Genomic DNA, 25,539 nt, shown 5'->3' with positions numbered 1-25,539 from the left:
AATACGCGAAATCGAAAGCTTTCGAAAGATTGCATTTATCCTTTCTTTCGAAAACACTGGGTCCAGGATTTTGAAGTCAATCAATTGGAGAGTTTTGAACTCATGAGCCTCGGAACCAAGGTGCGCCTGGCGCGCCTCTTCTCACATCCATCGGGAAACCTTTTTGGCGGCGCGGTCGACCACTTTGTCGGCTATGGCGACGTGCGCAAAGGAGGTCTTGCCGACCTGCCGGGCGCGCTGGCACGCGTCATGATGGGCAAACCCGACTACGTCAGCATCCAACCTGGCACCGCGCGCCATCTGTGGCCGCAATACGCGGGCAAGGCTGCCCTTGTGATCCAGGCCGGCTGCTTCACTCCGGACGATCGCATCAGTGAACTGATTGCAACGCCCGAGGATGCGGTGCGCGCTGGCGCCGATGCGTTGGCCGTGGCCATTCCGGTGCGTGGCGCGACCGAGGGCAAATACATACGCTGGCTGACCGATTCGGTAAATGCGGCGGCCCGTTACGGCATGCCAGTGGTGGCGCACATCTACCCTCGCGATTTCACCGACGGCGCAAAAATCGTCTTCACCCCCGACGAGATCGCCTATGCGGCACGCATCGGCTACGAGTCCGGCGTCGACGTGATCAAGATCGGCTACACGGGCGATTTCGAGTCGTTTCGAGAGACCGTTCGGACCTGCCCGGTGCCGGTTGTGATCGCGGGTGGGCCGAAGACCGACACGCTGCTCGGCGCCCTTCAGCAGACGGCGGACGCCATCCGTGCCGGCGCGCGCGGTGCCGTGGTGGGCCGCAATCTCTGGGGGCATGGCGATCCGGAAAAGGCAGCGATCGCCTTTCGGGGCGTTATCCATGACGGCCTTTCGGCGCAAGACGCCTTGGCGAAGGCGGGTGCCTGAACGATGCCCACCGTCCCTTCCATCCTCGGCTTCGGAGCTATTGCGATCGACGACATCGTCTATGTCGATCAGCCGTTGTCGGCGGGCAAGGGGAAGGTTCTGCAAAGTGCTCGGGCTTTCGGGGGAAATGTCGCGACGGCACTTGCCGCCGTCGCGCGCCTCGGCGGCCGCGCCGGGGTCGTCGGATGGCTGGGCAGTGCCGCCGACGACGCCGTGTTGTGCGATCTCGTTGCGAGCGGCGTTGAAACCGCATTCGCGCCGCGCCACGCCGAGGCGCGCCCGGTACGCTCGCGCATCACGGTCGGCTCGGACGGAGAGCGGTTCATCGCGTATGACGACGAAGCGATGCTGGGCACCGCGCCGGACTTTCCGGACGAGGTTCTTAGCCGCGCGACCGTGCTGATCGTCGATAGCTATGCGATCCGGTCGCTGGATGTCGTGGCTCGGGCTCGCGATCTCGGCCTTGCGATCCTCGGCGATATCGAATGGAGCAGCGGCCCGGCCACGGACCGGCTAATCGCGCTCTGCGACCATCTCATTCTTCCGCTCGGCTTTGCGCGGACCGCTACGGGTTGCCGATCGCCCGCCGAGATGCTCGATGCATTGTGGTCGCCGTCGCGATCCGCCGTGGTTCTGACCGATGGCGGCAGGGGCGTGTACTATCGCGGACGCGGTGAGACAGGGCTCTGGCACCTGCCTCCGCACCGGGTTGTCGTCGTTGACTCGACCGGTGCCGGTGACTGCTTTCATGGCGCCTATGCCCATGCATTGACGCGCGGTGCCGACACCGCTGGCCGGGTGGCATTCGCTGCCGCAGCGGCGGCCCTTTCGATAACGGGGCGTGGCGGGCGCGAGGCGCTTCCGACCGGCGACCAGGTCACGGAACTCTTGGCGTCGACGAACGCGCCGTCGGCAGTCGAACTGAACTATGCGCAACTAGATACCGGAACATAGCTCGAACTATCCGAGGAAAGTATTTCGCAGGTGAACATGAGCCGAGGAAGAGCATAAAAATCAGTGGCTTAGACTTGTGGAGGGAGGAATATGGCAGAAGTCGTTCTTGAGAATATCTGCAAGACCTACGGGAACAATTTTCACGCAATCGACCAATTGAACCTGTCGGTCGAGGACGGTGAGTTTTTGATTCTCGTCGGGCCGTCCGGCTGTGGAAAATCCACCGCGTTGCGGATGATCGCGGGATTAGAGGACATCACCAGTGGCAGCCTTCGGATCGGTGGTACCGACGTCGTCGACATGCCGCCCAAGGACCGCGACATCGCGATGGTCTTCCAGAGCTACGCCCTTTACCCGCATATGACGGTGTTCGAAAACATCGCCTTTTCGATGCGGCTGGCAGGCAAGCCGAAGGCCGAACGCAAGAAGCGCGTCGACGAGATCGCCAAGACCCTTCAGCTGACGTCTCTGCTGGACAGCAAACCCGCCAACCTTTCCGGCGGACAGCGTCAAAGGGTTGCCATGGGCCGCGCCATGGTGCGCGAGCCGGCCGCCTTTCTCATGGACGAACCGCTTTCCAATCTGGACGCGAAACTGCGCGTGCAAATGCGAGCCGAAATAACCCGCCTGCAAAAGCAGCTCGGCGTGACGACCATTTACGTGACCCACGACCAGACCGAAGCCATGACGATGGGGGACAGGGTCGCCGTGCTGAAGGGCGGCGTGCTGCAGCAGGTCGACACACCCAAGAGGCTCTACGAATCGCCGGTGAACGCCTTCGTTGCCGGCTTTATCGGTTCTCCCTCGATGAACCTTTTCGAGGCGACCATGACGGGCGGCGAACTGATGTCAGGCGCCTTTGCCATTCGGCTGCAGGATGCAGCCTTCGTGCGCAGGCCGGGTTTGAAGTCGTATGCGGGGCGCAAGGTCGTGTTCGGGATACGACCGGAGGATCTCTATGACAGCAGCCTCGAATCCGGCCGCAAGTATCAGACGATACCGGCAAAGGTGACCTCGATCGAAGAACTCGGGTCGGAACATATCGTCCATCTCAACATCGACGCGATCCGGGTGGACTCCGGCGACCCCGACGCGGTGCAGGATTTCGGCCTGACGTCGAATGCGGTGGCGAGATTCGAACCGGACAGCGCAGTCCGCTCCGGTTCGGCAATCCGGTTGGCCCTGGATGATACCAAGCTCCATTTCTTCGATCCCGAGACGCATCTGGCGATCTGAAGAACTGTGGCAGAGCCCGCAGGCGAGAGCGAGGCGCCTGCGAAAGTACGCGTAAGAAGACTTCTGAATGAAGCAGACGATCGGCTGCATTGTGCGGTCGATCCCAGAGAAGGAGGAGAAAGAAATGACGTTTCGGATAAAGCCCGCGATGCTGAAAATAGCCGCGGCCGCATGGTTGCTTGGCGCAACCGCCGCCATGGCAGACACGACGCTGGAATTCACCCAATGGTGGGAGCCTGAGCTGCCCGCAGGCTCCTTGCGGAAAATCATGGACGATTTCGAGGCCGCGAATCCCGGCATCAAGGTGACGCTGGTCAGCGGTCCCTATGCGACCACGCGAGACCAGATCTCGGTTGGTGCTGCAACCGGAACGCTCAGCGACGTCGTCGGTCTCGACGGCGCCTGGGTGAACAATCTGAACGCGCAGGGTGCGCTGGCCGACATGAACCCGATGATGGATGCGAGCAAGTTCGACAAAGCCCAAGTCGCGGATATCATCAAGGTGGACGGCAAGGCGGTGATGTTTCCCGTGGCTTCCTTCGTCTATCCTGTCTTCGTCAATCTGGACCTCGCCGCCCAGGCAGGCGTGACCAAGCTGCCGTCGACCCGTGCGGAGTTTCTCGAAGCCGCCAAGAAGATGACCCACGCCGACAAGAACCAGTATGGCTGGGTGCTGCCGCTGTCGCTGCAAACGCCATCCGGCGTCCAGAACGACATGATGTCGTGGGTTTGGGCTTCGGGCCAGTCGATGATGGCGAACGGCAAGCCGGACCTTGAGGGCAAACCGGTGGTGGATATGCTCACCTTCGTCAAATCACTGAACGACGCCGGCACCATCTCGCCCGGCATCGCCACCAAGACCGAACAGGAAAAGGTCGAGGAATTCGTCAACGATCGCGTCGGGATGATGATCGACTCGCTCGCGCATGTGAACCTCATCCGCAAGCGCAATCCCAAGCTGAACTTCGACCTCATCCCGGTCCCGGTCGTGGACAACTATACCGGCAAGCGCGGCCTTCCCTATGCATCCTGGGGCATCGGCATTTCTGCTGCCTCGAAACATCAGGAAGAGGCCTGGAAACTCGTCCAATATCTGATGAGTGAAAAGGTGAACGCCAAGCTCGTGTCGCTTGCAAACGCCTTCCCGGGAAACGTCAATGCCAAGCCCGATTTCGTGACCTCTGACAAGGCTTTCGCCAAGGCTTTTGAAATCTTCAAGACCGGCTATCTCGCCAATGAGTTCACCGGCCTGCCGGTGGCTGAAGACCTGATGACCCAGTTCGACGTGCAAGCCCAGAAGATGCTCGCCGGCGAGCAGTCTCCGGAACAAGCCGCCGCCGCCGCTCAGAAGGGCTGGATGGCGAAATTCTGATCGGCCTGTTTCCCGTTTATTCGACCGGGTGGCCTGACTTCGGGCAGGCCACCCGGCAACAACGGATCGGCAATTTGAGATGGACCTGTTTTTGAAGCTTACCTTCTCTTGAAGGCGTATCCCAAGGTTGGCACATGACCCGGCAAAAGCGCTCCCACCACAAGCTGAAACGAGCGGTCGCACCCTACCTCTATCTGTCGCCCTCGCTGCTCATCATCGGCCTTCTGATGCTGCTGCCGATGGTGACGGTGATTGCCTACTCGTTCCAGAACAGCGCGGTGCTGCGTCGCGACCCGTCCTTTGCCGGGCTGAAACACTACCAGGCGATCTTCAACGATCCGGTGTTCTGGGCTTCGCTGTGGCACACGCTCTACTTCACTTGCATGAGTGTCATTTTCCACATGACCATCGGCATGATCTTCGCGCTCATGCTGAACAGCGACCGCATCAATCCGATGCTGCGCAATATTCTGCGCGTGCTCTACATCCTGCCCTGGCTGTTCACCGCGGTGATCATCGCGGTGATCTGGCGCTTGCTGCTCGAGCCGAACGGCGTCGTGAACAGCATTCTCCTGCAATTGGGCATCATCGGTTCCAAGGTTGAATGGTTTTCCTCGCCTGAGACCGCGCTGCACGCCGTTACCTTCGCCAATATCTGGGCGGGCTATCCGCTCTTCATGGTCAGCCTGCTCGCGGGTTTGCAGGGCATTCCCAAGGATTTCTACGAGGCCGCCGATATCGACGGGGCGAAAGCCTACCAGAAGCTGATCTTCATCACCATTCCACAGCTGATGCCGATCATCATCAGCATCTCGCTGCTCGACTTCATCTGGACCATGCAGGTCTTCCCATTGATCTGGATAACGACGGGCGGTGGCCCGATCTACTCGACCGAGGTTCTCAGCACCTACACCTACAAGCTGGCGTTTTCGAGCTACAACCTGTCGCAGGCTTCGGCGAGTGCCGTGGTCATCTTGTTGATCTCTCTCGGCCTGACGCTGTTCTACATCCGCTATCAAAAGGCTCGGTAGTCACCATGAGGAAAAGGCATACGTCGAAAGACAGGCTGATCACCGTCGCGCTCCACGTAGCGCTTGCAGCGGGGCTCTTTTTCGCGGCATTCCCGATCTACTGGATGCTGAGCAGTTCGTTCAAATCGAATACCGAAATCTTTGCCCTGCCGCCAACCATCCTGCCCAAGGCCTTCACGCTGGAAGCTTACGCAGCCATCCTTGGCGACCCGGTAAAGCTGCGCTTCTTCTTCAACAGCTATTTCGTGGCGGGAACGGTGACAGTGCTGACGGTACTGATCGCCTTGCTGGCCGCCTACGGGTTCAGCCGCTTCAACTTCCGCGGCAAGGGCAGCCTGAACACACTCATCATCAGCACGCAGACGATTCCGCCGATCACACTTTTGATCCCCTTCTTCGGGCTTGTCGTCTCATACGGTATCTTCGATACCTACGTCGCACTGATCCTGACCTACCTGGTGTTTACGCTGCCCTACGCGATCCTGCTGATGACGGGATATCTGAACACCTTGCCCCGCGATCTCGATGAAGCCGTGGCTGTCGATGGCGGCACCAGTTGGACAGCGCTTTGGCGGGTGGTCGTCCCGATTTCATTGCCTGGTATCGTGGCGACGTCGGTCTACACCTTCCTTCTGTGCTGGAACGAATTTCTCTTTGCGCTCACGCTGACGAAGTCGACTTCGATGCGCACCGTCCCGATCGGCATCCAGCTGTTGATGGGGCAGCACGCCTTCGAATGGAACCAGATGATGGCGATGAGCGTGCTCGGCTCGCTACCGCTCTTGATCATCTACCTCGTTGCCCAGAGGTACTTCCTCGCCGGCATGACCGCGGGCTCGGTCAAATAGGATGTCCTTCCACGGCGACGCAGAGTGGCATCAAGCAATAAGCGGTATCAAGGATTGAAAGGATGAACGTGAAAGACCTCAAAGTCGGCTGCCAGACCTTTACCTGGGAAATGCTCGGCGACCGTTTTACCGGCGGCCCCGACGATCTGTTGAAGGCCATCGCCGATGGCGGCTATTCCGGCATCGAGATCACCGACACCATGATCGGCCGCTACGCCGACCGGCCGTCGGAGTTCGCCGCCGCGCTGAAGTCGTCCGGACTGACGCTCGTTTCCTTCGCCTTCGGCTCGGACAGCGGTTTTACGCTCAAGGAGGAGATCGGCGCCGACCTCGAGGCGGCGAAGCGCTGGATCGATTTCGCTTCCACCTTTCCCGGCGCGCTGGTGTCGATGGGCTCGGCGACCGTGGTGTCCGACGGGCCGCGCGACGACAAGTTCGCCATCGCCGCCGAGGTTTACAACAAGGCCGGCGAGCTTGGTCGCAAGGCCGGCGTCCAGGTGGCGGTGCACCCGAGCTCGCACCACAACACGCTGCTGTTCGACCGCGCTGATTACGACAAGATCTTTGCCTTGCTCGACCCCGATCTGGTCGGTTGGGTGCCGGATACCGGCCACATCTTGCGCGGCCATAAGGACATGCCCGACACGCTGCGCACTTATCGCAACCGCATCCGCTACATCCATTTGAAGGATGTCGATGCCAAAGGCACTTGGGCGATGCTCGGCCAAGGCGTCTGCGACACGCCGGCGGTTATCGAGATCGCAAGCACTGCGCCACACTTCAACGGCTGGCTGGTGCTTGAAGAGGAATCCGACACGGCCGCCGCCGATCCCGCTGGCGCGGTCAAGACCAACCGCCAGACAATGCGCAGCTACGGCGCCTGAAGAACGAGACGATGATCAAGAAACAAGACAGACGCCTCAGGGTCGGCGTGCTCGGCTGCGGCCCCATCGCGCAGTTCGCGCATCTGCAATCCTGCACCAAGGCCGCCAATGCCGATCTCTACGCCATCTGCGATGCAGCGCCCGATCTGCTCGCCCGCATGGGCGCCACCTACGAACCGCAAAAGATGTATGCCGACTACGACGCCATGCTCGCCGATCCTGAGCTGGAAGCGGTGATCGTCGCCACCTCGGATGCCTATCATGTGCCGATGTCGATCAAGGCGCTCGACGCCGGCAAGCATGTTCTCTGCGAAAAGCCGATCGGCACCTCTGTCGAGGAAGGCGAGGCGCTGGCCGCGGCGGTGAAACGCTCCGGCAAGGTGCTGCAGGTCGGCCACATGAAGCGCTTCGATCCGGCGCTGGAAGCCGCCCGCGATTTCGTCCGCGACGAGATAGGCGAGGTGCTGGCGCTGAAGGCCTGGTATTGCGATTCCACGCACCGTTACACCAACACCGACGCCATCCAGCCGCTGCCCGTCACCAGCAAGCTGGCGAGAAAGCCTTCGGGCAATCCAAAAGCAGACCTGCGGCAGTATTTCATGCTGGCGCACGGCTCGCATCTCGTCGACACGGCGCGTTTCCTGTGCGGAGACATCACAGCGGTTCGCGCGCGCCTCAACGAACGCTTCGGCGCCTATTGCTGGTTCGTCGAGACCGAGTTCGCCAGCGGCGCGCTCGGCCATCTCGATCTGACCGTCGCTGTGCGCATGGACTGGCACGAAGGCTTCCAGCTCTATGGCGAGAACGGTTCGGTCATCGCAAAAACCTTCAACCCATGGTATTTCCGTGCCAGCGAAGTCGACATCTTCCACGAGAAGGACGCGACCTCGCGCAAACCGCTCGGGGCCGACGGCCATTTCTTCCGCCGCCAGTTGGAAGGCCTTGCCGACACGGTGCTGAACGGCACGCCGATGCGCGGCGCCAATGTCGAGGACGGCATCGCGTCGATCCGCGCCATGGTCGCGATTGCCCGCTCCGTCGAGACCGGTGAGCGTGTTGAGCTAACCTCGGTTTCGGGTGCGGTCTGATGCGTCTGGGCATCTTCGCCAAGACTTTTTCGGGCACCGAACCGGCCGCGGTGCTGGCTGCGGTGAAACAGGCCGGCTATGAGACGACGCAGTTCAATCCCGCCTGCGCCGGCCTGCCGTCGATGCCGGATGCCGTGCCAGATACAGCCATTCTAGACATCCGTGCCGCCGCGCGATCGTCTGGTGTTTCGCTCGCTGCTCTGTCGGGCACCTACAACATGGCGCATCCCGACAAGGCGGTGCGCGATTACGGTCTTCGCCGTCTCGCCGTCGTCATCGAGATGGCGGCAGCCCTCGGCATCCCGCTGGTCACGCTCTGCACCGGCTCGCGCAATGCCGCCGATCAATGGGCATTTCATCCCGACAACACGACCCCGGCCGCCTGGTCAGACATGGCCGTTGAGATGGAGAAGGCGCTGGCGCTGGCCGAGGAGGCCGGCGTCGATCTCGGTATCGAGCCCGAACAAGCCAATATCGTCACTTCGGCAAGCGACGCGACACGCCTGATAGACGACATGGGTTCTAAGCGTCTCAAGATCGTGCTGGATCCGGCGAACCTTTTCGAGCACGCGACGCCGGACGAGGCGCGTGCGATCGTCGCCGCTGCGATCGACGAAGCCGCCGGCCACATCGCCATGGCGCATGCCAAGGACCGCCATGGTGACGGCCGCTTCGCCACATCAGGGCAAGGCATCGTGGACTTCCCTGATTTCGTCGCGCGGCTAAAGGCGGTAGGCTTCGATGGGGCACTCGTCACCCACGGGCTGTCCGCCGATGAAGCTCCGGGCGTTGCCGCCTTCCTGCGAGGGCTGCTCCGATGAGTGCGGGGCCAACGATCCTGCTGCGCGATGATGCCGCCCTTCGTGTCTTCGACACCGGTCAGGGCAGGGTTCCCGTTATCTTCCAGCATGGTCTCGGCGGCGATGCCGCCCAGGTGGCGCAGAATTTTCCAGACAGCGCGTCATACCGCCGGCTGACGGTGGAATGCCGCGCGCAGGGCGGTTCCGGTGCCGGCAGCAAGCGTCCGTTTTCGATTGCGATGTTCGCCGACGACGTGCTGGCCGCCGCCGATGCGGCCGGCCTCGACCGCTTCGTTGCCGGCGGCATTTCCATGGGCGCGGCGATCGCGCTGCACCTCGCGGCTCGCCACCCGGACCGTGTGCATGGTTTGGTGCTGGTGCGCCCTGCCTGGGCCTTCGATGCAGCGCCGCAGAACATGCGCCCCTATGTCGAAGTGGCCGAACTCATCCGCCGGCTTCCGCTGGCTGCGGCGCGCGACGCCTTCGCTTCGTCCGCGACATCAGCCCGCTTTCGCAGCGAAGCGCCGGACAATCTCGCCTCGCTGCTCGGTTTCTTCGCGCGTGAAAACGCCACCGTCTTCGCCGAGGTGATGCAGGCGATCGCAGCCGACGGACCCGGCGTGACGCGGGCGGAAGCTGCCCGCCTCGCAATACCCACGCTGGTCATCGGCAGCGGCATCGATCTCGTCCATCCCCTGGCGACCGCGCGCGACCTGGCCGAGACCATCCCCGACGCCGCCTTCGCCGAGGTGATGCCGAAAGCCTCAGACAAGGATCGTCATTTCGCCGAAATCCGCGCCGCCATCGGCGGCTTTCTCGACAGACATTTCAACAATCAGGAACAATCATGACTTCAAAGCCCCTGTCAGGCCCCGCCGCCATCGCCGCATTGCCGCGCGATCGCTTGATCGCCGAATTTTCGCTCTGGTCGGCCAATCTCGCCAATTTTGAGAGCGATTTGAGGCGTATCGAACCTCATGTCGATCTGCATCACATCGATGTCGCGGATGGCCATTTCGCGCCGTCCTTCCTGTTCTTCCCCGATCTCGTCGCCCGCATAGCCGGGCTGACGGCCAAACCCATCCATGTCCACCTGATGGTCGATGCTGGAATCGTCGAGGCGCAGACGCGCCAGTTCATCGAGGCCGGCGCCGACATGATCAGCATCCATGCCGAAAACGGGGAAGCGGGATTGCGCGCCGTGCGGCTGGCTCGTGAACTCGGCGCCGAGGCCGGAATCGTGCTCAGGTTGGAGACGCCCGTCGAGGCGGTGACACCTTTCGTTTCCGAGGTCGCCTTCGTCACGCTTCTTGGAACCGCGATCGGGGTCAAGGGCCGGAGCCTGTCGGTGAAGGCCTGCGACAGGCTGGGCGCCACCCGTGCGATCCTGAGAAAGGCCGGTCGCGAGGACGCCGTCGTGCTTGCAGCCGATGGCGGCATCCGCCACGAGACCGTGCCGTTGCTGCGTGCCGCCGGCGCCGAAACCGTTGTTCTCGGTTCGCTCGCCTTTGGCGACAAGGATCTCGCCGGTCGCATCGGCTGGCTGCATGGGCTGAAGGTTGCCGCATGACCACTGAAGTCGCCCTTGCGATCGATCTTGGCGGCACCGAGCTTCGTGCCGCGCTGGTCGACCGTGACGGCAAGATCCTGGCCTTCGCCGCGGTGCCGACACAGGCGCAGGCCGGGCCCGACGTGGTGATCGGCCAGATCGAGGCTTTGGCCGCGACCGTTCATGCCGAAGCGCCGGGGCTTGCCATTGTCGGCGTCGGTGTCGGCGCGCCGGGGCCGCTCGATCCGCTGGCCGGCATCGCCGTCGGGCCGCCGACGCTTGCCGGCTGGCAGGATGTGCCGCTGGCCGACATCCTCGAACGGCGGCTCGGCCTGCCGGTGCGGCTGGAAAACGACGCCAACGCGGCTGCCCTTGGCGAATGGCGCTTCGGCGCCGGCCATGGCGCCCGCTCGCTGGTCTTCGTCACGGTTTCCACCGGCATTGGCGGAGGAGTCGTTGCCGACGGACGCATCCTGCATGGCCGCCGTGGGCTGGCCGCCGAGATCGGCCATATGACCATCACCAATGAGGGCGAGCGCTGCGTCTGCGGCGTCGTCGGCTGTTTCGAGGCCATCGCCTCGGGCACGGCACTTGGCCGCCGCGCCAATGCCGCCACGTCAGCCTTCGACGGCTCGACACTGCGCCGCCTCTCGGCCAATGGCGAGGTCACGGGGCGCCACGTGGTCGAGGCCGCGCGGCTGCAGGACGACCTCGCTCTGGCCCTGCTCGAGGAGGAGGCGCGCTGGCTGGGCGTCGGCTTCACCAATCTGCTGCATCTCTATTCGCCCGACGTGCTGGTCGTCGGCGGCGGCATCGCCAATGGCCTCGACCTGATGCATCCGGTCATCGAGGCGACCATCCGGCAACGCGCCATGCGCGCCTATCGAGATGTGCCGGTGGTCCAGGCCCAGCTCGGCCGCCATGCCGGGCTGGTCGGCGCCGCCAGCCTTGTCCTGTTCGACGATGGCAGCTTGGCGGCTCGCATGCCTGTGGGTCCAAGCACGTTCCCGGAAGCACGGAGGGATTTCAACGGCTGACACGTCAAGGTAAAAAAGTGGCCGGAGGCATCGCTGCCTCCGGCCATTTGCATTGCCATGCGACCGCGCGGATTACTCGGCGGGAACGACATCCGCCGGCAGGCTGTCGTGGGCCGTTCCTGCCAGGGCTCTCGCCAGCTTGGCCTCGTCGAGCTCGCCTTCCCAGCGCGCGACCACCAGCGTGGCGACGGCGTTGCCGATGAAGTTGGTCAGCGCCCGGCACTCCGACATGAAGCGGTCGACACCGAGGATCAGCGCCATGCCGGCGACCGGCACCGAGGGCACGACCGAAAGCGTCGCGGCGAGCGTGATGAAGCCGGCTCCGGTGATGCCCGCGGCGCCCTTGGACGAGAGCATCGCCACCAGCAGCAGCAGGATCTGGTCGCCGATCGACAGATGGATGTTGGTCGCCTGGGCGATGAACAGCGCCGCCAGCGTCATGTAGATGTTGGTGCCGTCGAGGTTGAAGGAATAGCCGGTCGGAATGACCAGGCCGACCACCGAACGCTTGGCGCCGGCCTTTTCCATCTTTTCCATCAGCGACGGCAGGGCGGCTTCCGACGAGGAGGTGCCCAGCACCAAAAGCAGCTCTTCCTTGATGTAGCGCAGCAGCGACAGGATGGAGAAGCCGTTGTAGCGGCAGACGGCACCCAGCACGACGAACACGAACAGAAATGACGTGGCGTAGAAGGTGCCGACCAGCATGGCGAGGTTGATGACCGAGCCGATGCCGTACTTGCCGATGGTGAAGGCCATGGCGCCGAAAGCGCCGATGGGGGCTGCCTTCATCAGCACGCTGACCAGCTTGAACATCGGCGCCATCAGCGCCTGCAGGAAGTTGAGCACCGGTGCGCCCCTGTCGCCGACCAGCGCCAGCGCGATGCCGAACAGCACCGAGAAGAAGAGCACCTGCAGGATGTCGCCATCGGCGAAGGCGCCGACGATCGTGCCGGGGATGATGTTCATGAGGAAGCCGGTGACCGACTGGTCATGCGCCTTCGCGGCATAGGTGTTGACGGTCGAGGCATCGAGCGTCGCCGGGTCGATGTTGAAGCCGGCGCCGGGCTGCACGACATTGGCGACGATGAGGCCGATGATGAGCGCCAGCGTCGAGAAGGTGAGAAAGTAGAGCATCGCCTTGCCGGCGACTCGGCCGACCTTCTGCAGGTCGCTCATGCCGGCGATGCCGGTCGCGACCGTCAGGAAGATCACCGGCGCAATGATCATTTTGACCAGCTTGATGAAGGCGTCGCCGAGCGGCTTCATGCTCTCGCCGACAGACGGATAGTAATGGCCGAGCAGGATGCCGATGGTGATCGCCACCAGCACCTGCACATAGAGTTGGGCATAGAGGGGCTTGCGCTGCGCGGCTGGCGCGCCTGATTGGTCTGCGATGTGCATCGATCTCTCCCTTGCCGGATGGACGGAACCCGCCCTGCGTGACTTCTCCCATCGCGGCGTTCCGGTCGCCCGCCGCTGGAAGGAGTTTTGCAAGCGCTGTGCCAGATCGAGGAAAGACCGGAATCCCGGGATTCCGGGCATTCTTCAGCGGCCTTTGGTCGAGGTTTGTGCGGATTTCCGCACGCGGAAAGTTTGCTTGGGCGGAATTTCGCATTAGAGTGACCGCTAAGCCGCTAGCAAAGGGAGAGGCAGACGCCGCAAGCAAGCACCGATAGCGGTCCCGCAGGGTTTGCCGGTCGCGAACTGCTGCGTGAGGCGGTAGGCCGGCTGCGCGACGGCCGTTGGCTTGTCGTCGTCATCGCGCTTGCGATCCTGGCCGGCGCGATCGCCATTGCCGGGCGCATCGCTGCCGGCCAGGCGGCCGATAATCTGCGCGACACGGCGCTCGCCGCTTTGCCGCTGGCGGCGGGAACGCTGACCGGCGAGATCGAAAAGCAGCGCCTGGTTCCCTTGGTGCTGGCCCGCGACGATGCCGTGCGCGGGGCGCTGCGCCGGGCCGGCAAGATGCAGGAAGCGGCCCTCAACGACAAGCTCAAGGCGATCGCCGGCGACGCCTCGGCATCCGCCATCTATGTCATCGACACTGCGGGCATCGCGATATCGGCCAGCAATGCCGGCGAGCCGACGAGCTTTGTCGGCATCGACTATAATTTTCGCCACTATTTCAACGAGGCCATGGCGAAGGGTTCCGCCAGCCAGTATGGCCTCGGCACGATCAGCGGCCGGCCGGGCCTCTATCTTTCGAGCCGCGTCGACGATAACGGCAAGCCGCTGGGCGTCGCGGTGCTGAAGGTCGAACTCGACGGTGTCGAAACCAATTGGCGCTCCAGCGGCTTTCTCGTTTTCGTCACCGACGAACGCGGTGTTGTGCTGGCCACCAGCCAGCCTGAATGGCGCTTTCACGCGCTGGCGCCACTCTCGGCCCAAGATGCCGCCGCCGCCCATGAGCAGCTGCAATTGACGGACGCCGCCTTCGAACCCTTGCCGACCCGACGCAGCGCCGGCGATGGCTTGGCCACGATCGACAGCTCGGGTAAGCCGCGCCAGTTCGTCGAGGTGGTGCAGGACCTGCCTGGTGCGGTCCCCGGCTGGCGTCTCTGGCTGCTGACGCCTGCCGACGCCGCTCTGTCGTCAGCCGCCAACACGGCACGGCTGACCACGCTGCTCGGGCTGCTGCTGACGGGCTTGCTCGCCTATGTGCTGACAAGGCGCCGCCGCACACGCCGGCTGCGGCAGGAAGCGCTGGCGCGCATGAACGCCGAACTGGAAAGCCGGGTATCGACGCGAACGGCGGAACTGACCCGATCCAACACCGCACTTGCCGGCGAAATCGCCGAACGTGAGAGCGCCGAAGCCAAGGTCCGTCGGCTGCGCGACGATCTCGCCCAGGCCAACCGGCTTTCCATCCTCGGCCAGATCGCCGCCGGCGTGGCCCATGAGATCAACCAGCCGGTCGCCGCCATCCGCACCTATGCCGAGAATGCCGGACGCTTTCTCGAAACCGGCAAGACCGAACCGGCAAGCGGCAATCTGACCTCGATCGTCTCGATGACCGAACGCATCGGCGCCATCACCAGCACCTTGCGCACCTTCGCCCGCCGGCCAGGCGTTGCGGCCTCGCCTTTGCCGGTGCGCGAGGCGATCGACGGCGCACTGTCGCTGCTCTCCGGCCGCATCCGTGATTCCGGCGTCACCATCGTCAAGCCGCGCGGCAGCGCCTCGCCGATGGTCATGGCGAGCCGCATCCGGCTGGAGCAGATCCTCGTCAACCTGCTGCAGAACGCGCTCGACGCCATGAAGGACCAATCCGATCCCCGCATCGAGATCGAACTCGCCGAGCGCGACGACCGGGTGTTGATCTCGGTGCGTGACAATGGCCCTGGCCTTGGCGCGGAAGCGGCCGGCAATCTGTTCATGCCGTTCCAGACCACCAAGGAGAAGGGGCTCGGCCTCGGACTGGTGATCTCGCAGGAGATCGCCCAGGAATTGGGCGGCACGCTCCGGCTCGATCCCGACAGCGCCAAAGGCGCATCCTTCACCATCGATTTGAGGCGAATTGAATGACGCAGGGATCAGGGCTTGTGGCGCTCGTCGACGACGATGCCGACCTGCTGCACGCCACCACGCAATTGCTCGAACTTGCCGGCTTCACGGTGGTCGCGCGCGATGCCGCCGAGGCAGCGCTTGCCGTCGTCGACAGGGATTTCGACGGTGTGGTCGTCAGCGACATCCGCATGCCGGGCATGAACGGCCTGCAACTGTTCGGCCGCATCAAGGCGATCGACGTTGACATACCCGTGATCCTGGTCACCGGGCATGGCGACGTCGATCTTGCCGTCGCCGCGCTCAAGGACGGGGTCTACGATTTCATTCCAAAACCCTATGCCGGCGACCGCCTTGTCGAGGCGCTGAAACGGGCCAGCGAAAAGCGGCGGCTGGTGATGGAAAACCGGCGGCTGCGCGAAGCAGCCGCTCTGGCCGCCGACGGCTTGCCGCTGATCGGCGAGGCGCCTGCCATCCACCGGCTGCGCGAAACCTTGCGCCAGATCGCCGACATGGATGTCGACGTGCTGGTCGAAGGAGAGACCGGAACCGGCAAGGAAGTGGTGGCCGACCTGCTGCACCGCTGGGGCCGGCGCCGCGCCAAACCCTTCGTGGCGCTGAATTGCGGCGCGCTGCCGGAGACTGTCATCGAAAGCGAGCTGTTCGGCCACGAGGCCGGCGCCTTCACCGGCGCGCAGCGGCGGCGGATCGGCCGCGTCGAGCATTCCAGCGGCGGCACGCTGTTCCTCGACGAGATCGAATCCATGCCGCCGGCCCTGCAGGTCAAGCTGTTGCGCGTGCTGGAGACGCGCAGCCTTACACCGCTTGGCTCGAACGAGATCCGGCGCATCGATTTGAGGGTCGTGGCGGCGACGAAGGTCGATCTCGGCCTGCCCGACCAGCGCGGCGATTTTCGCGAGGATCTGTATTTCCGCCTCAACGTGGTGACGCTGCGCATCCCGCCTTTGCGTGAGCGGCGCGGCGATATCCCGATGCTGTTCGGCCATTTCCTCGGCAAGGCGGCAGAACGGTTCGGCCGGCCTGTCGCCAAGGTGAACGCCGCGGTCAGCGATCATCTCCAGTCGCATGCCTGGCCGGGCAATGTGCGCGAGCTCGCGCATTTTGCCGATCGCGTCGCGCTTGGCCTTGGGCCTGACGACGAGACGAGGGCGGTTCCCTTGCAATCGGTGCAGCCTGCCGCCTCGCTGCCCGAACGCGTGGGCCATTACGAGGCACAGCTCATCCGCGACGCGCTGCGTGACCATGGCGGCGACGTGCGCGGCGCCATCGACGCGCTCGGCGTGCCGCGCAAGACCTTTTACGACAAGCTCAAGCGTTACGGCATTGCCGCATCCGAATTCCGCAATGGCGGCGATCCGCAGCCTGTTCGAGAGCAGACATAGATTGCGCGGGCCTCACGCTTCATAACCCCTTCATCCCATCCAGCCGAGCATTCCGGAAAGAGCCATGAACACGACACTCGAAACGACGGCAAACCCCTTGCCGGAAGACCTCGCCTTTCTCAGCGAACGGCTGACGGCGTTCAACGACGGCGATGTCGGCGCTTCCGAGAGAAAGGCCCTGGCCGTGTTCGTGCGCGACGAGGACGGTGCGGTCGTCGCCGGCATTTCGGGCTACACCGCCTGGGGCTGGCTCTACGTGCAATGGCTGTGGGTCGATGAAAGGCTGCGCGGTCAGCACATGGCCGGCCGGATGCTGGACGCAGCCGAGCAGGAAGCCGTCGCGCGTGGCTGCAACAATGCCTGGATCGACACCTTCAATCCAAACGCCGACAAGGTCTACCAGCGCCAGGGCTATCGGCCCTTCGGCACGCTGGCCGATTTCCCGGTCGGTCGCAGCCGCATCTTCCTGCAGAAGAATCTGGCTTAACCGGCGAGCTTTCCACCGCGCATCGGCTGCGGCGCGCCGGTGGTGCTTGGAAAACTGATCGGCAGGCCGCGCAGCACGCGCACCGCGAGGAAGGCAAAGCACTCGGCCTCAACCGCGTCCCCACTCCAGCCGAGGCTTTCGGCCTGCACCACCTCGACACCGGCGCGGCTGGCCAGCATGGCCATCATCGTCGGATTGTGGCGGCCGCCCCCGCTGACCACCAGCTTCTTCGGCCGGCTCGGCAAGAGGTCGAGCGCCTTGCCGACGGCGCCGGCGGTGAAGGCGGTGAGCAGGGCTGCACCATCCTCGGCGTTGAGGCCATCGGCCATGGCGGCGCCGAAGTCGAAGCGGTCCAGCGACTTGGGGTAGGGCTTGCTGAGATAAGGATGCCGCAACAGCTTGGCGAGCCGGGCCTCGTCGACCGTTCCCGCACGGCCAAGCGCGCCGTCGCGGTCCATTTCGCCGAGCCCCTTGGACTTGATGAAATCGTTGAGCGGCGCGTTGGCGGGGCCGGTGTCGAAGGCGACGACATTGTCGGCGCCATCCCACCAGGTGATGTTGGCGACGCCGCCGAGATTGAGCACGGCCACCTCGCCGCTGGCTCCGGCGCTGCGCATCAGCGCGGTGTGATAGGCGGCGGCCAGGGGCGCGCCTTGCCCGCCGGCGCGCATGTCGGCCGAGCGGAAGTCATAGGCGACCTTGGTGCCCAATATGCTGTGCATCAGCTCGCCGTCGCCGAGCTGTCGGGTCTGGCCGAGTCGTCCGACCTGCGGCGCGCGATGCAGCACCGTCTGGCCGTGAAAGCCGACGACGCCGATATCGGCCATCGTCATGCCGTAGCCCTCGACCAACTCCTTCACTGCCGCCGACTGGGCACGCGTCAACGCCTCCTCGGCCTTGCGGAAGATTGCCGGTTCCGGTCCGGCAAAATTCCAAGCCCGGGCCTCCGTCAGCGTCTCCTCCAGCAGGGAGCGGATCGACGGGGGGTAAGGCATCAGCCGGTAGGTGCCGAAATCGTCGATGCGCTCGCCATCGGTCTTGATCAGCGCAACGTCGATATTGCCGTCAAGCACGGTGCCGGTCATCAGGCCGACGGCCCAGATTGGTTCCATGGTCGAACTCCATTGGCGAGACGCTGACTGCCCGGCCGAAGTGAAAAGATTCCACTGTCGGATGAGGTGTCGGATGGATTCGGCTGAGGGGCAAGGTCCACGTCAGATCATTGTAGAATTCCATCCACAGCCTGAAGCCGGTGGACCTTTATAGCCACTCGGCGGCGGCAACGCGGCGGCCGCCGCCAGCGCACCTGCCGTCTGCTGGTCGGATGGGTCATCGCTGGCGTGTCGGCAAAGCGCTACCAGGTCGTGTGCACTTTCAGCTTGAACGAGCGGCCTTCGCCGTAGGAGCAGGTCAGCGTCGTCTGGCAGCTAGCGACATAGGTCTTGTTGAACAGATTGGTGACGTTGAGATCGACGCCCCAATTCTCCTTCTCGTAGCCGAGTTTCAGGTCGGCCAGTGTCACGGCCGGCACCATCGCCGTGTTCGCGTTGTCGGCCCATGAAGAGCCGATATAGCGCAGACCGCCGCCAATCGAGATACCGTCATACCAGTCACCACGGAATGTGTAGTCGGCGGAGGCCGAGGCCATCACTTCCGGAACGATCAAGGGCGTGTTGCCGATGAGCGCCGAGTTGGCGTCCTTGGTGATGTCGATATCGTAAGCGGTGAAGGCGCCCGTCACCCGGAAATCATCGGTAATGTTTACCTTGCCTCCCAGTTCCACGCCGCGCGAGCGCATTTCGCCGGTCTGCATCTGCGTGAACAGGGTGACATTCGACGGCACGTTGTGACGCGTCAGGTCAAACAGCGACACGGTGAACAGGCCATCGACAAAGGTCGGCACATACTTCACGCCGACTTCATATTGCGTACCCTCTTCGGGTTGAACAGATTGCCCATCGCGTCGGTGCCGATGATCGGATTGAAGAAGCTTGCGATGCTGGCATAGGGGATTACGCCGTTGGCGAACTCATAGGCGAGGCCGGCGCGGCCGGAGAAGTCACCGACGGTTTGGCTCTGCATGCTGGAGCTCGCCGAGTAGAAGGTCGGACGATTATCGGCGTCGAGCCAGCCACGGTCGTAGCGGCCATTCAGCGCCACGAGCCAGCCATCGCCGAAGCGCAGCTGGTCCTGCGCATAGAAGCCAAGCTGCTGCTGCGTCAGGTTCTGGTTGAGGTAGCTGACGCGGGGCGTCAGCGGCGATCCGTATACCGGATGGAAGGGATCAATAGGATTGTCGTAGTTGGGATCGTAGAGACCAGAGGACTGTACCTGATCGACGTTGTAGTACTTGAAATCCAGACCGGCGAGGATCGTATGCTCGACTGGACCGGTCGTCACCTTGCCTTCGATCTGGTTGTCGAGCAGGAAGGTCTTTGCCGTGGTGTCGTGGTCGAAATTGATTCGCGCCAGGTCGGTAGGCCCATTGGTGAGCGACCAGTCGTTCGGATAGACACTGACTTCATCGATATCGGCGCGGTGAAGCGGGCGTTGGAACGCACGGTCCAGTCATTGTCGAAAGCGTGTTCGAACTCATAACCGATCGAGCCCTGTTCACGCTTGTAGAGATCGATGCTCGGTTCGGTGAAATTCGCATCGGGGTTGATGCGGCCGTAGTTCACGCCGCCGACTATATGGTCCGTCACCGTGCCTGCGTAAGGCAGGAAGCTGCCGCCATTGTGGTTCTCGTCGATGTGGCTGTAATTGGCCAGGATGGTCAGCGTGGTTGCTTCATCCGGCTTCCAGCTGATGCTGGGCGAGATGAAGCCGCGCCAACCGTTCTGCAAATCGCTGTAAGTGTCGCCGCCGGCGACCTTGCCATTGATGCGGTAGCTGACCGTGCCCTTGTTGGCCACGTCGCCGATGTCGAAGCCGAGATAGACATTGCCGGCATCGTTGACGCCGGTTTCGACAGTGCGTTTCCGTTCGAACTCCGGCCGCTTGCTGACATAGTTGACCAGCCCGCCGGGGTTGCTGCCGCCATAAAGCACCGAGGCCGGGCCCTTCAGCGCCTCGATGCGCTCGAGCCCAAAACTGTCGACATAGAAGCCGCCGAAGCCGTAGCTGAACAGCTGCAAGCCATCCATGTAGGTGCCGGTGGCCGTCGCATCGAAGCCGCGGATGTACAGCCAGTTGGTGTCGCTGTCCGGGCCGAAGGGCTGGGAAAAGACGCCGGCGGTGTAGCGCAGGGCCTCATCCACCTTCTGCGCGCCCTGATCGTCGATCTCCTGCCGGCCGACCACCGAGACCGATTGCGGGATATCCTTGATGTCGGTCGCGGTCTTCGAGCCGGCCGTGGTCTTCTTGGCAACGACACCTTCGACCGGACCGGTGGCGCTGCCTCCGGCCTCGCCCTCGACCACCACCGGTTCAAGCTCGGTGCCGGCAGGTGCTGTTTGCGCAAAGGCGGCCATCGGCGGGATCATCGCGCCAGCGGCGACGCCGCCCGCCAGCAACGCCTTCATCCGGTAAAGTCTGCTCATTAGGAAAGTCCCCGCTTGTCGTTGAGATACTTGATCATTTATATCAACTTATCTGAGGGTCATTGGACGGATCTGAGCGGCTTGTCCATTCTTGTCCAAACGAGGGACATCGCGGTGCCATGTTGCGGAAATGTCACTGGCGGTCGGCGCTCTTCATCCAGGCGCCGGGCGTCACGCCGACCACCGCCTTGAACACCCGCGTCAGATGCGCCTGGTCGAAGAAGCCCGTCGCCTCGGCAATGTCGGCAAGCGAGGCAGCGTCACGCGCCATCATCGCCTTTGCCCTGTCGATCCGCGCCTGCATCTGCCAGCGGTGCGGCGGTATGCCGGTCGCCGCCTTGAAGGCATGGCTCATCGCGGTCTCGGAGAGCCCGGTCAGCGCGGCGAGATCCGCAAGCCGGATCCGGTCCAGGCAGTGCGCGTCGATATAGTCGGTGACCAAGCGCAGCGTGCGGCGCGACAGCGGTGACCGACGCCTGGCGACATCCGGCGGGTCGATCCGGAAAAGGCTGGCGAACAAGGCATTGAGCAGGCCCTCGCCATAGAGATCATGCAGCTTCTGGTCGCTGCCGCATTCGGCGGCGATCAGGCCGGCCAGCATGGCGATGCGGTCGTCGCGAAACTGGAAACGCGACATCTGCAAGGCTTCGCGGTCGAGGCTGCGGCCGAAGCGGCGCGTCAGCGTCGCTACGTCGAAATGCAGGTCGAGGTGCCGGATGCGGCGCAGCCCCTCGACCCGGCCGCGGATCGGCACGCCGGCCGGAATGTAGGCCATGGAGAGGGCCCTGTCGTGGGGGCACAGTTCGCCCTTGGCGCCTTCGACGAAGAAGGCGCCGTCGCCGTCCACGTCGAGCGCGACAAACAGCCGGGGATCGGGAGAGACATAGTAGCCCTCGGCCCTGTCGCCGCACGAGACATCCCAGAGGTCGGCAACCACGCCGTCCCACAGGTGCCATTTCAGGTCGCCGATGACGGAAAAGCCCTCTATCCGGCTTTCCATTCGCGCAACGAAGGTCAAGTCCTGTCTATCCCCGAGTATAATACATGACAATAATAATCATGTTTATGCCCGATTGACGACAGCACCGCAAGCCCTAACGGCCGGTTCAAGGCCGTCCGCACCAAAGCCGATGGTCCGTGGAGCCTAAACGCTTTCGAGATAGGTCTCGATCTCGAAGTCGCTGACATTGAGGGCGAAGGTGTTCAGCTCCTGGCGTTTGCAGGCGACGAAGGAGTCGCGCAGGATCGCCGGAAAGATCTCCGCCACATGCGTTCCGTTCTCGAAGGTGGCGATCGCGGAGGCCCAGTCCGGCGGCAGCTTGGCCGGGACAACGCCTTGTCCGTCGCTGCCGGTCGGGTCGCCCGGCGACATCTGCCTTTCGATGCCGATCAATGCCGCGCCCAGTATGGCCGCAAGCACCAGATAGGGATTGGCGTCCGCTCCCGACACGCGATGTTCGATGCGGCGCGCCCCGGTCGGGCCGCCGGGAATGCGGATCGCGACCATGCGGTTCTCGTAACCCCAGGCGACCGCGGTCGGCGCATAGGAGCGCGGGCGAAGCCTGCGGTAGGAGTTGAAGTGCGGGGCGAACACCAGCGTGCTCTCGGCCATCGCCGCCAGCAGGCCACCAACCGCGTGGCGCATGATTTCGGAGCCCTGATCGGTGCCGTCGTCGAACACGTTGCGCCCTTCGGCGTCGATAAGGCTGAAATGGACGTGAAAGCCGTTGCCGGCGCGGTCGCCATAGGGCTTTGCCATGAAGCAGGCGGCAAAGCCGTGCTTACGGGCAATGCCCTTCACCGTGCGCTTGAACAACACCGCATCGTCAGCCGCCCGCAAGGCGTCGGCGACATGGTTCAGGTTGATCTCGAACTGGCCGACGCCGTTTTCGGCAATCGCCGTGTCGACGGGAATGCCTTGCGCTCGGCAGGCTTCGTAGACGTCATGGATAAAGGATTCGAAATCGTCGATCTCGTCGATCGACAGCGCCGCGTCGGAATCGAGACGGCGCCCGGTGACCGGTGACACTGGCCCGACCGGCCGTTCCGATTGCGGATCGACCAGATAGAATTCGAGTTCGGTTGCCGCGACCGGGGTCAGGCCAAGCGCCTTGTAGCGGTCGAGGATACGGGCCAGCGCCCGCCGGGGATCGCCGAGATACGGCGCGCCGTTTTCGTCGGCGAGCCAGAGCGGGACGAGTGCCGTTGGATGCGCTGTCCAGTCCACCGGCAGGATGCCGCGTCCGGTCCATTGGCAGAGGCCATCGGCATCGCCGGTCGAGAAGACCAGCGTGTTACCTTCGATATCCTCGCCCCAGATGTCGAGCCCGATCAGCGAATAGGGCATGCGCAGCTTGCCCTCCAGCGCCTTGCGCGCCTGCTCCACTGGAATGCGTTTTCCCCGCATGACGCCGTTGAGGTCGCACACCGCCGCCCTCAGGCTCTGGATGTCGTTTCTGCTTTCAAGCCAGCTCAGGACGTCCGCAATTGCATCGCTCAATTTAAAACCTCTGGTTTTCGAAAGTGCCTCAGCCGGATCGGCTGCACTGTTCCTGGTAAAAAATGCTTGTGAGTTTTCGGGAAGCATAACCGGTTGTTGCCGGATATTTTTCCTTATTTTTTCAAGTCACTAACCGGAATGTCGGGAGGCATTTTCAAAACCAATTGCGCGATCTGCGATCGCAACATAGAGGCAAGGAGGCAGAAAGCCAAGGGGCATTTCTAGGGCCTTGCTTCCGGAAATCTGGCCTGCCGCAGGATATGCGCGGCGCCTTCGTCGATGTCGCGCACGATGGCCGCGCGGGCACGCGGCGCGTCCTCGGCCTCGATCGCCGCGACGACTTCCTCGTGATAGTCGATGTCGAGGATGGAGGAGAGGTCGTCCTCGAAGCCCATGGCGAGATTCCTGAGGAAGGGGCCAACCTGCATCCACACGGTCTCGATCAGGAAGATCATCTGCTCGTTGCCGCAATGGCGGTAGATCGAGAATTTGAAGGCGTAATTTTTCCTCAGATAATCGTCGATATCGCCCTGGCGCGCCGCCAGGGTCAATTCGGTGCTGTGGCGCCGGATTGTCCGCAGATTGTTGCCGTTGATGCGTTTTGTCGCGAGCTCCGTCGCTGAACCTTCGAGGATCGTTCGCACGGCGGTCAATTGCGAGAATCGGTCGGCCGAAATGACAGGCACCTCGACGCTGCCGTTCGGCATCGGGCTCAGCGCCCGCAGCGCCTGCAGCCGCATGAAGGCGCTGCGCACCGGCATGTCGCTGGTGCCGAGTTCCTTGGCGAGCTTGCGCGAGGTCAGCTTCTGCCCGGGCGTGAGCTGGCCGGACATCAGGGCGCGCACAAGCTCCAGATACACCTTCTCATGCAGGGGCACGCTATCGACCGCGCTCAACCCGAATTGTGTTCTGTCGGCCATTGGCGGAGGCGCTACTTCATTCGTTCTGAAATCTACCCTGACGACAACAGCCGCGGACAATCCGATCGGGCCGAGCATGGCGGGACGCCGAAGCCAACGATTTATCGGCGCATAATAGACGCCTCAATCGTTGCGCGGCAAGTCTGGAACGGGGCACCAGCCGAGTTCCCGAGCGCAAGGCGTCCTGAAAAGCCGCCGGATTGCGGGCGATTGCCCGGGACCAGATAGCCGGTCGCACAAGGTTTGCCCCTTCATCACAAATCTTGAGCTTGCGCGCACTTGCACGTCCGGCCGCTCTCTGGCCTTTTGGGGCACCCATCCGAACGGACTGATTCGCGTCATGCCGCTCGATTGCAATGTCCTAGAGGCAGTCTGCGGATGGGTCGTGAAGTGCGCGCAATTGGCGAAGGAGAAGCAGGCATGGCCGAGTTCAAGAAGCCGGAAATCTCCGAGATGAGGCCCAAGATCACCGTTATCGGCGTCGGCGGCGGTGGCGGCAACGCCATCAACAACATGATCACGGAGGAGCTTCAGGGAACTGAATTCATCGCCGCCAACACCGATGCGCAGGCGCTGACCATGTCGAAGGCGACGCGGCTGATCCAGCTTGGCGCCCACGTCACCGAAGGCCTTGGCGCCGGCTCGCTGCCGGAGATCGGCCGTGCCGCGGCCGAGGAATCGCTCGACGAGATCATGGACCATCTGGCCGGCACGCATATGTGTTTCGTCACCGCCGGCATGGGCGGCGGCACCGGCACCGGCGCTGCGCCGATCATTGCGCAAGCGGCGCGCAAGGCCGGCATCCTGACCGTGGGCGTCGTCACCAAGCCCTTCACCTTCGAGGGCAGGCGCCGCATGCAGATGGCCGAGGAGGGCATCGAGCGGCTGCGCGAAGCCGCCGACACGGTGATCGTCATCCCGAACCAGAATCTGTTCCGCATCGCCGATGCCAAGACCACCTTCGCCGACGCTTTCGTCATTGCCGACCGGGTGCTCTATTCCGGCGTCAGCTGCATCACCGACCTGATCGTCAAGGAAGGCCTGATCAATCTCGACTTCGCCGACGTCAAATCGGTCATGCGCGGCATGGGCCGTGCGATGATGGGAACCGGCGAGGCGTCGGGCGAAAGCCGGGCGATGAAGGCGGCGGAAGCCGCGATCGCCAACCCGCTGCTCGACGAAGTGTCGATGAAGGGCGCCAAGGGCGTACTGGTCTCGATTTCAGGCGGCCGTGACATGACCCTGTTCGAGGTCGATGAAGCTGCCACCCGCATCCGCGAGGAGGTCTATGAGGATGCCGACATCATCGTCGGCGCCATCTTCGACAAAAGCATGGAAGGCCGCTTCAGGGTCTCGGTGGTGGCGACCGGTCTCGACCGTGCGCTCGGCGTGGGCGAGGCCGATGCCGGCATCGCGCATGACCGCGCCGCCCAGTCGCCATTGCGGACGCTCCAGTAAGTCGTAGGTTGGCTGGCGCAACG

General features: G+C 63.3%; 24 protein-coding genes. 16 read left to right on the top strand and 8 right to left on the bottom strand.

All coding sequences use genetic code 11. The features are described 5' to 3' along the window. The first annotated feature begins 102 nt into the window (after nt 1-102). From HGP13_RS28615 to HGP13_RS28560, 12 genes are all read left to right on the top strand, one after another. Complete coding sequence (locus HGP13_RS28615) at nt 103-903, top strand: class I fructose-bisphosphate aldolase (protein WP_172231930.1); 801 nt, start codon at nt 103-105, stop codon at nt 901-903. 3 nt (nt 904-906) lie between these two features. Continuing rightward, a complete protein-coding gene (locus HGP13_RS28610) occupies nt 907-1,857 on the top strand; it encodes a PfkB family carbohydrate kinase (protein ID WP_172231927.1) in 951 nt (316 codons plus the stop codon). A gap of 90 nt (nt 1,858-1,947) precedes the next feature. Beyond that, entirely contained in the window at nt 1,948-3,093 is a 1,146-nt protein-coding gene (locus HGP13_RS28605) for an ABC transporter ATP-binding protein (RefSeq protein ID WP_172231924.1), read from the top strand. Nucleotides 3,094-3,217: 124 nt separating this feature from the next. Continuing rightward, nucleotides 3,218-4,465 (top strand): sugar ABC transporter substrate-binding protein, encoded by a 1,248-nt coding sequence (locus tag HGP13_RS28600; protein WP_172231921.1) that lies wholly within the window; start codon nt 3,218-3,220, stop codon nt 4,463-4,465. Between the two features lie 134 nt (nt 4,466-4,599). After that, entirely contained in the window at nt 4,600-5,496 is an 897-nt protein-coding gene (locus HGP13_RS28595; protein ID WP_172231918.1) for a sugar ABC transporter permease, read from the top strand. A gap of 5 nt (nt 5,497-5,501) precedes the next feature. Next, entirely contained in the window at nt 5,502-6,344 is an 843-nt protein-coding gene (locus HGP13_RS28590; protein ID WP_172231915.1) for a carbohydrate ABC transporter permease, read from the top strand. A 62-nt stretch (nt 6,345-6,406) separates the two neighbouring features. Further along, a complete protein-coding gene (locus HGP13_RS28585) occupies nt 6,407-7,228 on the top strand; it encodes a sugar phosphate isomerase/epimerase (RefSeq protein ID WP_172231912.1) in 822 nt (273 codons plus the stop codon). An 11-nt stretch (nt 7,229-7,239) separates the two neighbouring features. Continuing rightward, on the top strand, nt 7,240-8,316 hold the full coding sequence (locus HGP13_RS28580; RefSeq protein ID WP_172231909.1) for a Gfo/Idh/MocA family oxidoreductase: 1,077 nt from the start codon (nt 7,240-7,242) through the stop codon (nt 8,314-8,316). After that, a complete protein-coding gene (locus tag HGP13_RS28575; RefSeq protein ID WP_172231906.1) occupies nt 8,316-9,137 on the top strand; it encodes a sugar phosphate isomerase/epimerase in 822 nt (273 codons plus the stop codon). Before HGP13_RS28580 ends, HGP13_RS28575 begins: the two co-directional genes overlap by 1 nt. After that, nucleotides 9,134-9,967: an alpha/beta hydrolase gene (locus tag HGP13_RS28570; protein WP_172231903.1), complete on the top strand. Its 834-nt coding sequence runs from the start codon at nt 9,134-9,136 to the stop codon at nt 9,965-9,967. The genes HGP13_RS28575 and HGP13_RS28570 overlap by 4 nt, the downstream gene beginning before the upstream one ends. After that, nucleotides 9,964-10,686, top strand: coding sequence for a ribulose-phosphate 3-epimerase (locus HGP13_RS28565; RefSeq protein ID WP_172231900.1), 723 nt, complete (start codon nt 9,964-9,966; stop codon nt 10,684-10,686). The genes HGP13_RS28570 and HGP13_RS28565 overlap by 4 nt, the downstream gene beginning before the upstream one ends. Further along, entirely contained in the window at nt 10,683-11,702 is a 1,020-nt protein-coding gene (locus HGP13_RS28560) for an ROK family protein (protein WP_172231897.1), read from the top strand. Before HGP13_RS28565 ends, HGP13_RS28560 begins: the two co-directional genes overlap by 4 nt. A gap of 72 nt (nt 11,703-11,774) precedes the next feature. On the opposite strand, the gene HGP13_RS28555 is transcribed toward HGP13_RS28560, so the two are convergent. Next, entirely contained in the window at nt 11,775-13,103 is a 1,329-nt protein-coding gene (locus HGP13_RS28555) for a dicarboxylate/amino acid:cation symporter (RefSeq protein WP_172231894.1), read from the bottom strand. 303 nt (nt 13,104-13,406) lie between these two features. Here HGP13_RS28555 and HGP13_RS28550 point away from each other — a divergent pair, with 303 nt between their 5' ends. The 3 genes from HGP13_RS28550 to HGP13_RS28540 all read left to right on the top strand — a co-directional run bounded on the left by HGP13_RS28550 (nt 13,407) and on the right by HGP13_RS28540 (nt 17,096). After that, nucleotides 13,407-15,227 (top strand): sensor histidine kinase, encoded by a 1,821-nt coding sequence (locus HGP13_RS28550; RefSeq protein WP_172234878.1) that lies wholly within the window; start codon nt 13,407-13,409, stop codon nt 15,225-15,227. Then, on the top strand, nt 15,224-16,609 hold the full coding sequence (locus HGP13_RS28545; RefSeq protein ID WP_172231891.1) for a sigma-54 dependent transcriptional regulator: 1,386 nt from the start codon (nt 15,224-15,226) through the stop codon (nt 16,607-16,609). Before HGP13_RS28550 ends, HGP13_RS28545 begins: the two co-directional genes overlap by 4 nt. 64 nt (nt 16,610-16,673) lie before the next feature. Continuing rightward, a complete protein-coding gene (locus HGP13_RS28540; RefSeq protein WP_172231888.1) occupies nt 16,674-17,096 on the top strand; it encodes a GNAT family N-acetyltransferase in 423 nt (140 codons plus the stop codon). Here HGP13_RS28540 and HGP13_RS28535 read toward each other — a convergent pair. From HGP13_RS28535 to HGP13_RS28515, 7 genes are all read right to left on the bottom strand, one after another. After that, on the bottom strand, nt 17,093-18,208 hold the full coding sequence (locus HGP13_RS28535; RefSeq protein ID WP_172231885.1) for an anhydro-N-acetylmuramic acid kinase: 1,116 nt from the start codon (nt 18,206-18,208) through the stop codon (nt 17,093-17,095). The genes HGP13_RS28540 and HGP13_RS28535 overlap by 4 nt on opposite strands. 242 nt (nt 18,209-18,450) lie before the next feature. Next, entirely contained in the window at nt 18,451-19,008 is a 558-nt protein-coding gene (locus HGP13_RS38635; RefSeq protein ID WP_281410979.1) for a TonB-dependent receptor, read from the bottom strand. Then, nucleotides 19,005-19,559 (bottom strand): TonB-dependent receptor, encoded by a 555-nt coding sequence (locus HGP13_RS38630; RefSeq protein WP_281411007.1) that lies wholly within the window; start codon nt 19,557-19,559, stop codon nt 19,005-19,007. Before HGP13_RS38630 ends, HGP13_RS38635 begins: the two co-directional genes overlap by 4 nt. Then, on the bottom strand, nt 19,493-20,638 hold the full coding sequence (locus HGP13_RS38075; protein ID WP_246707144.1) for a TonB-dependent receptor plug domain-containing protein: 1,146 nt from the start codon (nt 20,636-20,638) through the stop codon (nt 19,493-19,495). The genes HGP13_RS38630 and HGP13_RS38075 overlap by 67 nt, the downstream gene beginning before the upstream one ends. 133 nt (nt 20,639-20,771) lie before the next feature. Next, nucleotides 20,772-21,656, bottom strand: a complete 885-nt coding sequence (locus HGP13_RS28525; RefSeq protein WP_172231882.1) for an AraC family transcriptional regulator — start codon at nt 21,654-21,656, stop codon at nt 20,772-20,774. Nucleotides 21,657-21,782: 126 nt separating this feature from the next. Further along, nucleotides 21,783-23,138, bottom strand: coding sequence for a glutamine synthetase family protein (locus tag HGP13_RS28520; RefSeq protein ID WP_172231879.1), 1,356 nt, complete (start codon nt 23,136-23,138; stop codon nt 21,783-21,785). Between the two features lie 221 nt (nt 23,139-23,359). Next, on the bottom strand, nt 23,360-24,058 hold the full coding sequence (locus HGP13_RS28515) for a GntR family transcriptional regulator (protein ID WP_172231876.1): 699 nt from the start codon (nt 24,056-24,058) through the stop codon (nt 23,360-23,362). A gap of 420 nt (nt 24,059-24,478) precedes the next feature. On the opposite strand from HGP13_RS28515, the gene ftsZ reads away from it, so the two are divergent. Beyond that, nucleotides 24,479-25,516, top strand: a complete 1,038-nt coding sequence (gene ftsZ / locus HGP13_RS28510) for a cell division protein FtsZ (RefSeq protein ID WP_172231873.1) — start codon at nt 24,479-24,481, stop codon at nt 25,514-25,516. The last annotated feature ends 23 nt before the right edge of the window (nt 25,517-25,539 follow it).

Source organism: Mesorhizobium sp. NZP2077, from assembly GCF_013170805.1.
Taxonomy (GTDB): domain Bacteria; phylum Pseudomonadota; class Alphaproteobacteria; order Rhizobiales; family Rhizobiaceae; genus Mesorhizobium.
Note: the sequence above shows the minus strand (reverse complement) of the source record. Positions and strands in the feature narration are given on the sequence as shown.